Source organism: Halalkalibacter sp. AB-rgal2 (genome assembly GCF_041821005.1).
GTDB lineage: Bacteria > Bacillota > Bacilli > Bacillales > Bacillaceae_D > Halalkalibacter.
Genome location: NZ_JBGUAV010000007.1, coordinates 25,413 through 40,734 on the forward strand (window position 1 = coordinate 25,413; position 15,322 = coordinate 40,734).

The 15,322-nt window shown below is 39.9% G+C and carries 13 protein-coding genes; 10 read left to right on the top strand and 3 right to left on the bottom strand.

What is annotated here, in order from left to right:
* Positions 1 to 99: 99 nt before the first annotated feature.
* From ACERJO_RS07625 to ACERJO_RS07665, 9 genes are all read left to right on the top strand, one after another.
* Positions 100 to 2,085: a beta-galactosidase gene (locus ACERJO_RS07625; protein ID WP_373647114.1), complete on the top strand. Its 1,986-nt coding sequence runs from the start codon at positions 100 to 102 to the stop codon at positions 2,083 to 2,085.
* A 26-nt stretch (positions 2,086 to 2,111) separates the two neighbouring features.
* Positions 2,112 to 3,194 (top strand): beta-galactosidase BglB, encoded by a 1,083-nt coding sequence (gene bglB / locus ACERJO_RS07630; protein ID WP_373647115.1) that lies wholly within the window; start codon positions 2,112 to 2,114, stop codon positions 3,192 to 3,194.
* Between the two features lie 422 nt (positions 3,195 to 3,616).
* A complete protein-coding gene (licT, locus tag ACERJO_RS07635) occupies positions 3,617 to 4,474 on the top strand; it encodes a BglG family transcription antiterminator LicT (protein WP_373647116.1) in 858 nt (285 codons plus the stop codon).
* Positions 4,475 to 4,682: 208 nt separating this feature from the next.
* Positions 4,683 to 6,596, top strand: coding sequence for a beta-glucoside-specific PTS transporter subunit IIABC (locus ACERJO_RS07640; RefSeq protein ID WP_373647117.1), 1,914 nt, complete (start codon positions 4,683 to 4,685; stop codon positions 6,594 to 6,596).
* 104 nt (positions 6,597 to 6,700) lie between these two features.
* Complete coding sequence (gene ascB, locus ACERJO_RS07645) at positions 6,701 to 8,143, top strand: 6-phospho-beta-glucosidase (protein ID WP_247106267.1); 1,443 nt, start codon at positions 6,701 to 6,703, stop codon at positions 8,141 to 8,143.
* 16 nt (positions 8,144 to 8,159) lie between these two features.
* Complete coding sequence (gene bglH, locus ACERJO_RS07650; protein ID WP_373647118.1) at positions 8,160 to 9,569, top strand: aryl-phospho-beta-d-glucosidase; 1,410 nt, start codon at positions 8,160 to 8,162, stop codon at positions 9,567 to 9,569.
* A gap of 327 nt (positions 9,570 to 9,896) precedes the next feature.
* On the top strand, positions 9,897 to 11,243 hold the full coding sequence (locus ACERJO_RS07655) for a DUF6612 family protein (protein ID WP_373647119.1): 1,347 nt from the start codon (positions 9,897 to 9,899) through the stop codon (positions 11,241 to 11,243).
* Between the two features lie 453 nt (positions 11,244 to 11,696).
* On the top strand, positions 11,697 to 12,065 hold the full coding sequence (locus ACERJO_RS07660; RefSeq protein ID WP_247106264.1) for a nuclear transport factor 2 family protein: 369 nt from the start codon (positions 11,697 to 11,699) through the stop codon (positions 12,063 to 12,065).
* Between the two features lies 1 nt (position 12,066).
* The gene (locus ACERJO_RS07665; protein ID WP_247106263.1) at positions 12,067 to 12,657 is read left to right on the top strand and encodes a dihydrofolate reductase family protein; all 591 of its coding nucleotides are present in this window, start codon (positions 12,067 to 12,069) and stop codon (positions 12,655 to 12,657) included.
* 82 nt (positions 12,658 to 12,739) lie between these two features.
* On the opposite strand, the gene ACERJO_RS07670 is transcribed toward ACERJO_RS07665, so the two are convergent.
* From ACERJO_RS07670 to ACERJO_RS07680, 3 genes are read right to left on the bottom strand one after another with little or no spacing between them, the layout of a single operon-like run.
* Positions 12,740 to 13,330: a TetR/AcrR family transcriptional regulator gene (locus ACERJO_RS07670; protein ID WP_373647120.1), complete on the bottom strand. Its 591-nt coding sequence runs from the start codon at positions 13,328 to 13,330 to the stop codon at positions 12,740 to 12,742.
* 42 nt (positions 13,331 to 13,372) lie between these two features.
* Positions 13,373 to 14,155, bottom strand: a complete 783-nt coding sequence (locus ACERJO_RS07675) for a DNA alkylation repair protein (RefSeq protein ID WP_247106261.1) — start codon at positions 14,153 to 14,155, stop codon at positions 13,373 to 13,375.
* Positions 14,152 to 14,571 (bottom strand): VOC family protein, encoded by a 420-nt coding sequence (locus ACERJO_RS07680; RefSeq protein WP_373647121.1) that lies wholly within the window; start codon positions 14,569 to 14,571, stop codon positions 14,152 to 14,154. Before ACERJO_RS07680 ends, ACERJO_RS07675 begins: the two co-directional genes overlap by 4 nt.
* Before the next feature lie 149 nt (positions 14,572 to 14,720).
* On the opposite strand from ACERJO_RS07680, the gene ACERJO_RS07685 reads away from it, so the two are divergent.
* A complete protein-coding gene (locus tag ACERJO_RS07685) occupies positions 14,721 to 15,290 on the top strand; it encodes a dihydrofolate reductase family protein (RefSeq protein ID WP_373647122.1) in 570 nt (189 codons plus the stop codon).
* Positions 15,291 to 15,322 lie beyond the last annotated feature (32 nt).

Sequence of the window (15,322 nt, forward strand, 5' to 3'; positions counted from 1 at the left end):
ACGTAGAAAAAAGTAAGCGGATTCATAGTAGTCGGTAGGACATGTCGAGAATGTGTACTCATTCGTTAAGTGAAAAGAGACAAGAACGGAGTGGTGAATATGGCAAATAAGCTCTATCATGGTGCAGCTTATTATCCTGAGCTTTGGGATGAGAAGGTGATAGAAGAGGATATTAAGCTCATGAAGGAAGCAGGCATTAACGTAGCGCGAATGGGAGAGTTCGCTTGGCATACGATGGAGCCTGAGGAAGGGAAGATCGACATTAGTTTTTTCGTTGATATCATTAACAAGCTATATGAGAATGGGATCGAGACAGTGATGTGTACACCTACGCCTACTCCACCGATTTGGTTTACACATAATCATCCAGAGAGAATGTATGTGAACGGTGAGGGGAAAGTGATGGGGCATGGTTCACGTCAGCATGCGTGTACGAATCATCCGTACTTTCGGAAAAAAGCCAATGAGATCACTGAGCATATGGCTAAAGCGATTGGTTCGTTACCGGGAGTTATCGGTTGGCAAATTGATAATGAATTTAAATGCCATGTAAGTGAGTGTATGTGCGAAACGTGCCGGGCGTTATGGCATCAATGGTTAGAGGAGCGCTACGAGACGATTGAACAGCTAAATGAAGCCTGGGGAACGAAAATTTGGAGTGAATATTATCATTCGTTCGATCAAGTGCCTCAGCCCGGGCCAGCTCCATTTCTTCATAACTCTTCGCTAAGTACGATGTACCGTCAGTTTTCTATGGAGAAGATTGCGGAATTCTCAGATAGTCAGGCTGATATCATTCGTCAACATTCAAATGCTCCGATTACGCATAATAGTAATATTCCTTTTTCAGTTGATAATGAAAGGTTATTTGAACATCTTGACTTCGCTTCTTTTGATACATATGCTACACAGGAGAATAGGGCATCGTATTTAATGAATTGTGATTTGTGGAGAAATTTTAAAAAGGGTCGAGACTTTTGGATTATGGAAACGAGCACATCTTATGCCGCGTCACTTGAAAGCTATGCGAGTCCTCATGCGAACGGCTATTTACGTGCAGAGGCTGTGGCGGCCTATGCACTAGGTGGTGGTGCATTTTGTTATTGGTTATGGAGACAGCAGCGTGCGGGCTGTGAGCAGCCACACGGCTCGGTCATTAGTGCTTGGGGGAAACCAACGGTCGGTTTTCAAGGTGTTCAAGAAGTGGAAGAAATGAGAAAGCAAATGGAGCCTTTTATCGTTGCAACCAAACCACAGCAGGCCGACGTTGCTATCACGTATTCAGATCAGGCGAAGGCGTTTTTCCAAACGGAGCCGTTGCAACAAATGGATTTCAGGGCATTGGTGACGAATTTTTACAATCATTTTGTGTCTTTGGGTGTGCATCGTGATGTCATTCCAGAGAAGGCTAGCTTAGAAGGGTATAAACTTCTGTTCACCCCATTTTTGCCACACATTTCAGATGAGTATCGTAAGCAGGCTGTTGAATTCGTGAAAAATGGTGGAACATGGATTATTGGACCGTTAAGTGGAGGACGTACGAAGGAGCATACAATTCATACAGATGACGCACTAGGTAAGCTTGAAAAAATCGCTGATGTGGAAGCGTTGTACACATATCCTATCGATGGAACGGGTTCAATCGGGCACGCCTTTGGTTATCAAGCGCCGTTAGGATTGTGGAGTACGGTGTTTGAGTATGATGAACAAACAGCTGTCGGTACAATAAAAGGTGGAAACTCGAGTGGAAAAGCATTTATCACTGAGTCGAAGGTTGGTAAAGGGAAAATCGTACACCTTGGGTCTTTACCTGTTGGAGAAGAAGGGGACTCTTTATTAAAGACGATCATTGATCATTATGCAACAGATGCGGGAGTCAATGTGCGAACAGATGTGACACACGGAACGGTTGTCGCCCCACGAATTGATGACGAAGGCAAGCACTCGTGGGTGATTGTCAATATGGATGGTCAAGGCGGACATGTCACGCTGCCGAAAGATGCGATTGATGCATTAACGAAAGAGAAGGTGTCAGAAGGCCAGTTAGAAATCGGTGCTTATGAATACCGCGTTCTATCATTCTAAAATGTAAGCAGAAAGGATGAAGAGAGATGACTCGAGATCAGGTCGTTCAACAAATTGATTTACTAATGACGAATTTAACGACCATTCAAGATGATACAGGAGAATTTCTGTTAAACTTTGATGGGTTAGTCGTTGATGATAAGAGCTGGAAGGTGTGGAATTGGCCACAAGGGGTCGGGCTTTACGGGATTTATAAATATTGGCGTTTAACAAAGGATGAAAAGGCATTACGGATTGTAACTGATTGGTTTCATGATCGCTTTGAAGAAGGGGTACCACCGAAAAATGTCAATACAATGGCGCCCCTACTTACATTAGCCTTTCTATATGAAGATACGAATGATAAGGAACTTATTCCTCATCTAGAAGAATGGGCTGAATGGGTGATGAACGATATGCCACGGACAAAGGAAGACGGCTTGCAGCATATGACGTACGGGCCAGAGAACAAAAATCAGCTTTGGGACGATACGTTAATGATGACCGTACTACCATTAGCGAAAATCGGCATGCTTTTTAACCGTCAAGATTATATTGAAGAAGCCAAGAAGCAATTCCTCATTCATATCAAATATTTGAGTGATCGTAAAACAGGTCTTTGGTTTCACGGGTGGACATTTGAAGAGAACCATCACTATGCCGAAGCGTTATGGGCAAGAGGAAACTGCTGGATAACGATTGCAATCCCTGAAATCATTGAAATATTAGAGCTGGAAGAAGGTGACGGCTTCAGAGCATTCCTCATCGATACGTTAAACAGACAAGTCGAAGCGTTAGCGGAGCATCAGCATGAAAGCGGCTTATGGCATACGCTTATTAACGATAACACGTCTTATTTAGAAGCATCAGCAACTGCAGGCTTTGCTTACGGTATTTTGAAATCAGTTCATAAAGGCTACATTGATGCTAAATACAAAGAAGTCGGGTTAAAATCGATTGATGGACTTGTTCATGAAATCAATGAAGAAGGAGCTGTCCAAAAGGTTTCAGTCGGTACAGGAATGGGCGATACACTTGATTTTTACAAAGAAATTAAGATTACTCCAATGCCGTACGGACAATCGCTATCGGTGCTAGCTCTTGCGGAGTATTTGCAGGAGTTTGAATAGAATGATTGATCTGCTCACAAAAAAATGTTTTTTTGTGAGCTTTTTAAAACGGTAAAAGTCTTTTTTGTTTTCCTAAGCCACTTGTGGTGGATGAGAGATTTTACACTATGATTCTTATCTCGCTACACCTTGACAACCATCTAACATCTATGTTAAAAATAAAATAAGATCAATAAAGAAAACGATTACATTTATACAAATGTCATAAGGATTGTTACTGTTCGCCAGGCAAAACCTAAATTTGTATAGAGATCCTAGGGGATTTCTGTATACAAATTTAGGTTTTTTTAATACCCTAACGTCAACTCGAGTGAATAAACGACGGTCGTGCGTTTATAATGAAATGGAGTGGTTGCGATTAAGTAGAGGATATGATGATTGTAATGCGTACAGAATGATAAAGGGCAAGGGGGGGAACATCGTTGGAAATTAAAAAGGTACTTAATAATAATGTTGTTGTCGCGAATAATGAACACAATCAAGAGCTTGTTATTATGGGGAAAGGTCTTGCGTTTCAGAAGAAAGTGGGACAACCAGTTGAGACAGAAAAAATAGAAAAGACCTTTATATTGGAAAGTCAAGGAATATCAGAGAAGCTCGCGACGTTGCTTCGTGATACATCTGAAGTATATTTAAATATTTCTTCCAAAATTTTAGACTATGCGAAATCACAGCTCCCGTACAAATTAGATGACTATTTGTATGTTGCCTTAACCGATCATATTAGCTTCGCCATTAGTCGTCATGAACAAGGAATTGAACTAAAAAACGCCCTCTTATGGGAAATTCGTAAATATTATAAGCTTGAATATGAGGTAGCGCAGCATGCCCTTCATATTATTGAGGAAGAAGTGGGTGTAAAGCTGACCGCTGATGAGGCCGCATCCATTGCGTTGCATTTAGTAAATAGCCAAATTTCTGGTGAAAACATGGACATGGCTGTTCAAGTGACAGAAATGGTCAATAATGTCTTAAATATTGTTAAATATCATTTCAAAATGGAGCTGGATGAATCGACGATTAACTTTGAACGTTTTCTCACTCACCTTCGTTTCTTCGCGATGAGGTTTATTCGGAAGGAGCGAGTAGAGGATACTGGAGATCATTTCTTATATGATCAATTAAATCGGAAATATCCTGAAGCTTTTCAATGTAGTAAAAAGATTAAAACGTATTTAGAGAAAAGCTATAGCTGGTCGATTTCTAAAGATGAACAAACGTATTTGACGGTGCATATTCATCGCGTGACGAAGCGGCATGAATACCAGCAGTCAGAATAAAATCGAAAAACATAAATTTTTGTCGAAGAAAGCGTTGACAAACTATCTCTCTTGAATTATAATAAAATGACAAAGTTAACAAATAATACCTAAGGAATGTTACCTTAAGTGGGCATAACCTGGTCTAGTTTAAGCACATCGTATAAATGTGTTTAAGTTGGCCAGGTTTTTTCTTTGCTCTAATTTACAAATAATAGGAGGTATAAAAATGAAGTATGAACAATTAGCTAAAGACATTATAGAAAAAGTCGGTGGCAAAGAAAATGTGAAAAGTGTTGTCCATTGTATTACACGTCTTCGCTTTAAGCTGAAAGATGAAAGCAAAGCTGATACCGAAGCTTTAAAAAATATGGATGGTGTTGTCACCGTTATGAAGAGTGGAGGACAGTACCAAGTCGTTATCGGCAACCACGTGCCTGATGTTTACAAAGCGGTTACCGAAGTGGGTGGATTCGCAAGTCAAACACAACAGGAAGAGGATGCTGAGGACGAAAAGGCTGGAAGTTTATTTAATCGTTTTATAGATATTATCGCTAGTATATTCACACCTGTGCTCGGTGTTTTAGCAGCAACAGGTATGATAAAAGGTTTTAATGCGCTTTTCTTAGCGACAGGCCTATTAACGGAAGAACAAGGCACGTACATTATTTTAGATATTATTGGTGACTCACTGTTTTATTTTTTCCCAGTGTTCTTAGGTTATACAGCCATTAAGAAGTTTGGAGGGTCTCCATTCATCGGGATTGCGATAGGAGCATCACTCGTTTATCCAGCGATTGAAGGTATTTTAGCAAGTGAACCACAATATGTATTATTTGCTGGTACAGTGTTCGAATCGCCTGTACACATTACATTCTTAGGTATTCCTGTTATTCTAATGAGCTATGCGACATCGGTTATACCGATTATTTTAGCCGCTTACTTTGCATCAAAAGTTGAGAAGTTTTTGAGAAAGATCATTCCTGATGTAGTGAAGATGTTCTTAGTACCATTTTTTACATTGCTTATTGTCGTTCCATTGACATTTATCATCATTGGACCGATTGCAACATGGGCAAGTCAGCTTTTAGGACAAGCAACGATTTTCATCTATGATTTAAGTCCTGTTATTGCTGGAATATTCATCGGGGGTTTATGGCAAATTGTCGTTATATTTGGGTTACACTGGGGGCTTGTGCCGATTGCTATTAATAACTTAACGACAACAGGATCAGATCCAGTATTTGCGATGATGTTCGCAACGACGTTCGCTCAAATTGGAGCAGTGTTAGGGGTTTATTTAAAGACGACGAACCAAAATTTAAAAACATTAAGTATTCCAGCCTTTATTTCAGGAATCTTTGGCGTAACAGAGCCAGCGATTTACGGGGTAACGTTACCGAAGAAAAAGCCGTTTATCTTTAGCTGTATAGCTGCTGGTATTGGTGGCGCGATGATCGGTTTCTTTGGCGCTAGAGGATATATGATTGGTGGGTTAGGTATTTTCCAAATTCCTACTTTCATCGGTCCAAATGGCTTAGATATGACCGTTTGGGGACCTGTTCTTGCGGCTATTCTCGCATTTGTCTTATCACTTGTCGCAACGTACTTATTCGGTGGTGTGAACAAAGGCGAATCACCTATAGAAGAAGGTGATTCAGCTGATCAATCGCCTGAAGAAGTAACGATTGAAGCGGGTACAGTTCTTAGTCCGTTTACTGGGAAAGTGATTTCTTTAGCGGAAGTCGAGGATGAGGCATTTGCTACAGAGGCACTTGGAAAAGGTGTTGCAGTCGTACCGACGGAAGGGAAGCTTATTTCTCCAGTTTCAGGTACGGTATCGGCCTTATTCCCAACGAAGCATGCATTAGGCATCAAGGCTGATAATGGTGCTGAAATTCTGATTCATGTTGGAATGGATACGGTTCAATTGCAGGGTGAGCACTTTACAGCTCATGTGAAGCAAGGAGAGCGTGTTGAAGCAGGACAACTGTTAACGGAATTTGATATTGAAAAAATTAAAGCAGCAGGCTTCTCTATAGCCACACCTATTGTTATTACAAATCCGGACCAATTTGAATTGCTTACGACAGAGGAGGAAGAAGTGAAGCAAGGAGATCGTCTAATTGAATTGAAGAAATAATGATGGATGCTGTTCAAAAAGAGATATAATATATCTTTTTGAACAGTCCACCTATATTAGTTGTGTACGGAAAATAATAGCTCAATTAAATAAAGGAGTGGGGTATGTTGTCAACATTTCAATTTCCAGAAAATTTCTTATGGGGCGGTGCGATTGCTGCCAATCAAACTGAAGGTGCTTATTTAGAAGATGGAAAAGGGTTAACGTCCGTCGACCTGTTACCAACTGGTCAGAAGCGTTGGGACGTGATGCTAGGGAAGCTTGATCAACTAACACCGATAGAAGGTGAGTTCTACCCTTCGCATGAAGCAATTGATTTTTACCATCTCTACAAAGAAGATATCGCTCTCTTTGCGGAAATGGGATTTAAGTCATTACGTGTATCAATTGCGTGGTCGCGAATTTTTCCAAATGGAGATGATGAAACACCAAACGAGGCTGGTTTAGCTTTTTATGATGCGCTTTTTGATGAGCTGTTGAAGCATGGCATTGAACCAGTTGTAACGATTGCTCACTTTGATGTTCCTGTCCATTTAATTAAAAAATACGGAAGCTGGAGAAGTCGTCAGCTCGTTTCCTTTTTTGAAACGTATGCGAAAACAATATTTAAGCGTTATAAGGATAAAGTAACCTATTGGATGACCTTCAATGAGATTAACATGCTGCTTCATTTACCTTATGTTGGTGCGGGTCTTGTGTTTGAAGAAGGGGAGGATCAACAGCAGGTCAAATATCAAGCTGCACATCATCAATTAATAGCGAGTGCATTAGCGGTGAAGGCAGCATGGGAGATTAATCCGAAGTTTAAAGTCGGGTGTATGCTAGCAGCAGGAATGACTTATCCGTATACATGTAATCCAGATGATATCGCTGAAGCGATGAATGTCGATCGAGAATCGTTTTTCTTTATTGATGTACAAGCAAGAGGAGAATACCCAGGATATGCAAAGCGCTTCTTTAAAGAGAAGGGTTTGTCGATTGTGATGGAGCAAGGTGATGAAGAGCTGTTAAGGGAGTATACCGTTGATTATATCGGCTTTAGCTATTATGCAAGTCGGGCAACGAGTACAGACCCGAAAGTGTTGGAAAATCAAACGAGTGGAAATGTCTTTGGTTCCGTATCTAACCCGTATTTAGAGAAATCTGAATGGGGCTGGACGATTGACCCGAAAGGATTTCGTATTACGGCCAATCAATTGTATGACCGTTATCAGAAACCGCTATTTGTCGTTGAAAATGGACTTGGTGCGATTGATAAAATAACGGAAACAGGTGAGATTCAAGACGATTATCGAATCGACTATTTACGTCAGCATATCGAGCAAATGGGTGAAGCGATTGAAGATGGGGTCGATATTATCGGTTATACGAGCTGGGGACCAATCGATATTGTGAGTGCATCAACGGGTGAGATGAAAAAGCGTTATGGCTATATTTATGTTGATAAGGATAATGAAGGGCAAGGAACGTTAAATCGTACACGAAAGAAAAGCTTCTATTGGTATAAGAAAGTCATTGAATCGAATGGACAGGATTTAGAACTATAAAAAAGGAGTGCTATTAATGAGTCAATTAGCTAAGTTTCCAGAGGGATTTTTATGGGGAGGAGCCGTTGCGGCTAATCAGTTAGAAGGAGCCTATCAAGAGGGTGGAAAAGGTCTCTCAACTGCAGATGTATCACCAAATGGGATTATGAGCCCTCCTGATTTTTCGATGAAGGATTTCAATTTGTATCATGAAGGTATTGACTTTTACCATACGTATAAGGAGGATATTGCTCTTTTCGCTGAATTAGGCTTTAAAGCATTCCGATTTTCGATTGCGTGGACGCGTATTTTTCCGAATGGGGATGAGCAAACACCTAATGAACAAGGATTGCAATTTTATGATAACGTCATAGAGGAATTATTAAAGTATAATATTGAACCGGTCATTACGATTTCACATTATGAAATGCCTGTCCACCTTGTGAAGGGATATGGTGGTTGGAAAAATAGAAAAGTTGTAGCGCTTTTTGAGCGATTTGCAAAGGTGCTATTGAAACGTTATCATACGAAGGTCAAGTATTGGATGACTTTTAATGAAATTAATGTGTTGCTACATGCGCCCTTTACAGGTGGAGGGTTACTGTTTGAAGACGGAAAGAAGGATGAACAAGCGATCTACCAAGCCGCACACCATCAATTTGTTGCAAGTGCGCTTGCGGTAAAGGCTGGTCATGAATTAAATGAAGAATTACAGATTGGTTGTATGATCGCTTCAATGGTAACGTACCCGTATTCATCAAAGCCTGAGGATATGTTTGCTGCGTTGTCACAGGATCGCAAGACGTTGTTCTTCTCCGATGTTCAAGCACGTGGTCATTATCCAGCTTATATGAAGAACTACTTCGAGGAAAATGGAATTGCGATTCAAATGGAGGATGGCGACCTAGATGTTTTGCAGCAGCATACTGTTGATTATATTGGCTTTAGCTATTATATGTCGTTTGTTGCGAGTACAGATCCTGAGCATGTGAAGGAACAAACGTCAGGAAATTTGCTTACTGGAATAAAAAATCCTTATTTGGAAGCATCTGAATGGGGCTGGCAAATTGACCCCGTCGGTTTACGTACCGTCTGTAATATGCTCTATGATCGTTATGAAAAGCCACTCTTTATTGTTGAAAATGGCTTAGGGGCAGTTGATACGATTGAAGCGGATGGCTCAATTCAGGATGATTACCGAATCGATTATTTACAAGCTCATATTCGTGAGATGAAAAAGGCAATTGGTGATGGTGTCGATCTCATTGGCTATACGTCATGGGGGCCGATTGACTTAGTAAGTGCGTCAACAGCTGAGCTGAAGAAGCGTTACGGCTATATTTACGTTGATCGTGATAGTGAAGGAAAGGGATCGAATAAACGTATTAAGAAGAAGAGCTTTGATTGGTACAAGCATGTCATTGCGACAAATGGTGAAGAGCTATAGAAGATTGTTAGCTAGCTTAAGGAGTTTCCTTGAGCTGGTTTTTTTGTGTGGCTCCTAATGAGTAACGGTGGCTTCAAATATTGAGCGCTTGACAATGGCAGGCTTTTTAATTTTGCAACGGTTACAGAGCAAGCTGAAGTCCACTGGTGTACATACTGGAGGATGAGTGTTTCTATACTACAAGGTTTATCTTATAGGTCATATTCTCTACATATCCTCATGTCCATACAGTTATTTAGTTCTGTTTTTTACTGTATTATACATTTAATAACTCGTTAAATGTTAATATTAGTAAGTTGATTTAATAGAGATAAGGAGTGAGGAGAAATGGGAAAAGTAATGTGGTTTTTGTTTAGTGTTTCAGTCTTACTACTGGCAGCATGTTCAGATAATGCGAGTGTTGAGGACGTATTTGAATGGGGAATAGAGGCTCATGAGGCGGTTGAGTCCATGCAACTTGAAACGGAAGGGACAACAGAGTCGATTGATATTCAGTGGGTTGCTCAAATGGATTTGAATGAAGGTGTGTATTCGATAGTATATGACGAGTATTTAGAAGTTTATAAAGGTAATGAATTAGTTATCGGGATGATCGATGAGGATGAGCTTGATGAAAATAGTATTGGCTTTCTAATTGAGAAGGTCATTAATGAGTATGAGTATGTGTTAAAACGATTTGATCATTATGTGGAAGATGTGAATGAAGCTTTTGAGCTTGAAGTAGAAGAAGAGCACTATGTGTTGACTTATATCGGTGACGATGAACAACAACAACACTTAGCTGATCAAATGACGAATGATAGTATGGAGAATATTTTTGATGATATTGAGATAGTAGCAGTTGGCATTGAGCAGTTAGAGTTTACTCTTACGATTGATAAAGAAACAAATCTTGTGGATACGTTTGAACAACAAGTAAGTCTCGAAATTCAATTTGATAGCGAATGGCTTTTAGATGACCATTTGGTATTCGATGAGCATTTGACGACAACGTATACACAGTATAATGCAATCGATGAGATTGAAAGACCTGTGCAAGCAGAGTCGGCATCAGCTGGATTAGATGATGATGCTATGTCTGTGTCTGTTGATCTTTCGGAAGAAGAGGTTGAAGTAATTGAAGAAGAAGCAGCTACTTATGTTGATGCTTTAATTCAAGCTACGGTCTTTCAGAACGTTGATGGATTTGGAGAAACGGTTGCTGGCTCAAGGTCAGATGACAAAAAGCAGGCAGATGGTGAATTTCAGAGGGATTCCTTTGTTGAATTTTACCGTCAAAATACTAGAAGAAATATGGGAGATCTTGTACGTGATGAATTGATTGATGAGTTAGCTGATTCTTATATGAATGCACTGTCTCAGACGACTTATGAGGTGGTAGATTCGCAGTTGATGGATGAAGAGCAAATTATCGTTACATTATCGATTACAGGGTTATTCGATTCTCTTATTATGTATGAAATAGAACAAGATCTGACAGAGGCCATTGAACTGGGAGAAGAAGATGTTGATAACTGGTTGGAATACCAAGTGGAATTAATGATTGATGCTTACAATGGACCGTTTGTAGAAGCTGAAACAACAGAAGCAACTGTGCACGTTCTTCGTGAATCGGATGGAGCTTATCATGTGTTAATGCAAGATGAGTATTTGCTTGGTGGATTTGTACAGTGAGTTTACCAGTACCATGTATAGCTCACACTGGTCTGGGAAATCTTGATATCTATCAAAAGCTAGAACGATTGAACGCCTACATGCCCTAGTCTCAAATGATCCAAACTACAAGTAAAGGATAAATGAAAATCACCATCCATCTGAAAGAATTTTATGATGGATGGTGATTTGAACTTTCTTACGATTTAGACGTAGGAAAAAGGTGCTATCTCGGCAAAAATGAAACTAATGCGGTCGGATGGGGTGGTCGACTAGAGTAGGGATAGGGAAAGCTGAAATCAACTGGCGTAGCCAGTTAGTTCAGCGCCCGACTGTATAGCGTGCCCCTCATCCCGGTTACATCGTTTTTTTGGAAGTATTTCAGGATTACAGTGATTGAGCAATATAAAAGTAATGACTTAGTGAAACAATTGTTATACTTAGATGAAGAAAAGAAAGGAGATGTGAAGAAAAATGAAGACACAACTTCAAGCATTTATTGAAACGTTTAATCAAGCTTTTGCGAATGTGGATTTAGACGTTATTGCAAGTAGTGTAACAGATGATGTCGTTTGGAAGATGGTTGGAGATCGAACCGTTACGGGGAAAGAAGAGATGATTCGTTTGTTGAAGGAAATGGATGACGGACAGTCCTATAAACTTACAATTGAACATGTCATTACACATGGGAAAACAGCTGCTGCTAATGGAAAAATGAAAACAATTAGTCCATCTGGAGAAGAGAGAATATATGAATTTTGCGATGTCTATCAGTTAAATAAACATAAAGATGGCAAGATTAAGACATTGACGTCTTACGTGATGGAAGCAGTAGGAAAGTAACATGATTAAGCGTAAAGTTATTTATTCTCAAATGGTCTCGCTTGATGGCTATATCGAAGGACCCCATCATGAAATCGATTGGGGAAAACCAGGCGAAGAATTGTTTCAACATTTCAATGAACAAGAAAAGGACTTTGATACACATCTTTACGGGCGAAAAACATATGAGAATATGAGAGATTATTGGTCAGAACGTGCCGAGGCTCGTGAAGCATCAAAAGACGAAGTGGAATTTGCACGTATGTGGAACAAGATAGAAAAAGTTGTTTTTTCAAACACGCTTGAGAAGGTAGAAGGAAATAGCATACTCGTAAACAATGATATTGAAGCTGTCATCAATCATCGAAAGGAACAATCTGGGAAGCATATGTCACTTGGTGGAGCAACCCTTGCTGAAACGTTTATTAAATTAGGGTTGATTGATGAATACCATCTTTATATCCACCCTATCTTACTAGGGGGAGGACGTCGCTTATTTCCTAGTTTGCAAACGAAAACAAACCTAGAGCTGATTGAATCAAAGGTGTTCGATCAGACGGTGGCGATGCTTCGGTATACTCCAATAATGAAGCATAAAAAAGAGGAAGGTTGAGTTAGAGGTCACTGAAAAAGTACAAATGAATTTTTTCAGCAGCCTCTTTGAGGTTCACCTTCCTCTTTTGAGGGAGTGCCAATCATGAATGTTGCTTAAATGTGTATATTGTTTCGGTAAGAACGTCCATTACATCTTTCAGCTTCGTTCTGTAATCAGACTGCTGAGCTAGCCAAAGGGCAGATTCATTCATCGCCCCAGATAGAATATGAGTAAGAGCTTCTATGGAGGTCGGTTTAAGGTGTCCGTTTTTTTGCATAGTGTGAAGCTGCTCATTTAGTAGCTTCATCGAATATGATGCATCCATTTGTCGCCATGCTTCCCAGCCAAGAACGGCTGGACCATCAATTAGGATGATCTGCCTATTTTCTTCATTTATGGCTGAAAGGATAAACGCTTGACATCCATTTAATAATTGCGCCCACACATCCGTGCTTCCTACGGCCTCAAGCTCAACATTTTTAGCCATTTCGCTTTGTATCCTTTCAAAAACGGTGAGAAACAGACTCTTTTTATTTGTAAAATGGTGATAGAGTGCTCCTCTTGTGACTCCTGCTTCCTTTACAAGCTCCTCAAGAGACGTTTTGTAAAATCCTTGCACTGCAAATTGTTTACGAGCCGTCTCGATTAGTGTTTCAATCGTTGCTTCTGCTTCGGCTTTTGTTTTCTTCATTGTATGGAGACTCCTTTTACATAATATACGCTCTTCTATGGTTTACTCGAGATCATTTAATATGTCAAGTGCTCTTGCGTCTCCTTGTTTCTTTAATGTTCGTAAGCCTTGTTGGATAACACGGCTGTTATAGTCGATGGAGCTTGTGATTTCATTTCGAAGCCAGCTTAACGTTTGTTCGGGGTGGGTTTTCGTTAGATCATTAATATGATTGGCGACTGATTTTCTGACATAAGGCGATGGATCGTTTACTAATGGTTGAAGAAGCTGGAAGTGGTACGTAATATCGCCCTTCAGCACATCAATCTTCTTCGCCCATGGTAGGCGAGGACGTGTTCCTTCACTGACAAGGCGGCGGACGTGAGAGTTTGTATCATTTAGCCAGCTTGTTAAAATTTCTAAGGTTTGCTCTGGATCATGAGCTAAGTATGGACGTAAGGCATATTCAGCAGTATGTCGTTTTGTAATCTGATAAAGAGCCTGCATAGATAAATGATAATGATTAAGACCATATGTTTCAACAAAGTGAGCAATTGGCATGAGAAAGTATCCGTTTGTAAACATCCCTTCCTCTGTTTTGTTTTCCGGACCAAGGATGTTTAACAAAATGGCTAGAGAGTCCGGATAATTATCTGGTAACTGTTCCTTCAGAGCTTGACTAATGACGGCTACCCTAGCTTTTAACTGTAGTGGCAAGACTTGATGTTTAACAGAATCAATAAAGGCTTCGGACTGAAACGAAGGGTAATGTGGAACGATCAGTGTCGAAAGATGATGAGCAAGTTCTTCGCTGAAATAGTCTTTTAAAGCTACTGACTCTGTCATGATTGTTTGTCCCAAATGTTTTCTTTGTAATGCTGATTATAGGTTTCATCTGGTGGTATGATTTTAATAATATCGAGTAATATACCGTTCGGATCACTCGTAATAAAGTGGCGTTGACCAAACGCTTCATCACGAATATCTAAGTGTAATGGTAAATTTTGTTTGCGGATTAATTCCTCGTAAAGCGTGTCAACATCATCAACTTCAATATTGAGAATAAGTCCTTCAGTTTTTTCTCGGAATCCTTCTGGAATTGTCGCGTGAGAATCGTTTAGAAGGGCAAGTTCAAAAGAATTTTTTTGCAGGCTAACGTACCAAACGTCTTCAAATATCGCTTTAAAGCCAAAATGCGTTTGATAAAATTGGCTACTTTCGGTCAATTTGTTTGTTAATAGAACAGGATAAAAGCTTTTCATTATTTTGTACCTCCTAGGAATATGAATATAATAAGATTTTAACATACATTCAGTATGTATGTAAATAGAGCAATTAAAAAGAAATAGGGGAAGCTGTTTCTTGTTATGATGGAGACATCGATGAAAACATAATTCTAAGGAAGGGATGAATGTGGTTGAGGAAGGTTATTTTATCAATGGTTACGTCTTTAGATGGCTTTGTTGAAAAGAAGAATAGAGATATTTCATGGCATGTTTGGGATGAAGAGATGCAAGCTTATATGGATGATTTTTTAGATGGAGTTGATACGTTACTCTATGGTCGTCGATCTTATGAAATGATGATTGAATATTGGCCTGAAGCGGAGAAGAATGAGCGAAACAGCGAAGAACACCGTGCTTTTGCTCGTAAAATGAATACACTCCGTAAAGTTGTTTTTTCTCATACGCTGAATGCTGTAACGTGGAATGCACGCATTGTTAAGGAAAACATTGAAGATGAGATTCTAGCTATGAAGCAGCAAGAAGGGAAGGACATCGTTTTGCTAGCTGGTCCTACTCTTGCTTCGACGTTGATCAGGCATAACGTCATTGACGAGTATCGCGTCATTGTGAATCCAGTTGTATTAGGTGAGGGTCAACCACTGTTTCAAGCAAGACCACGAGCGATTGAGCTAGTAAGTACGAGGACTTTTCACTGTGGAAATGTGTTGCTTGTGTATCAGACAAGCAAAGTCTAGATCTTTTACCGCAAATAGAAGGGGTGTTTTAC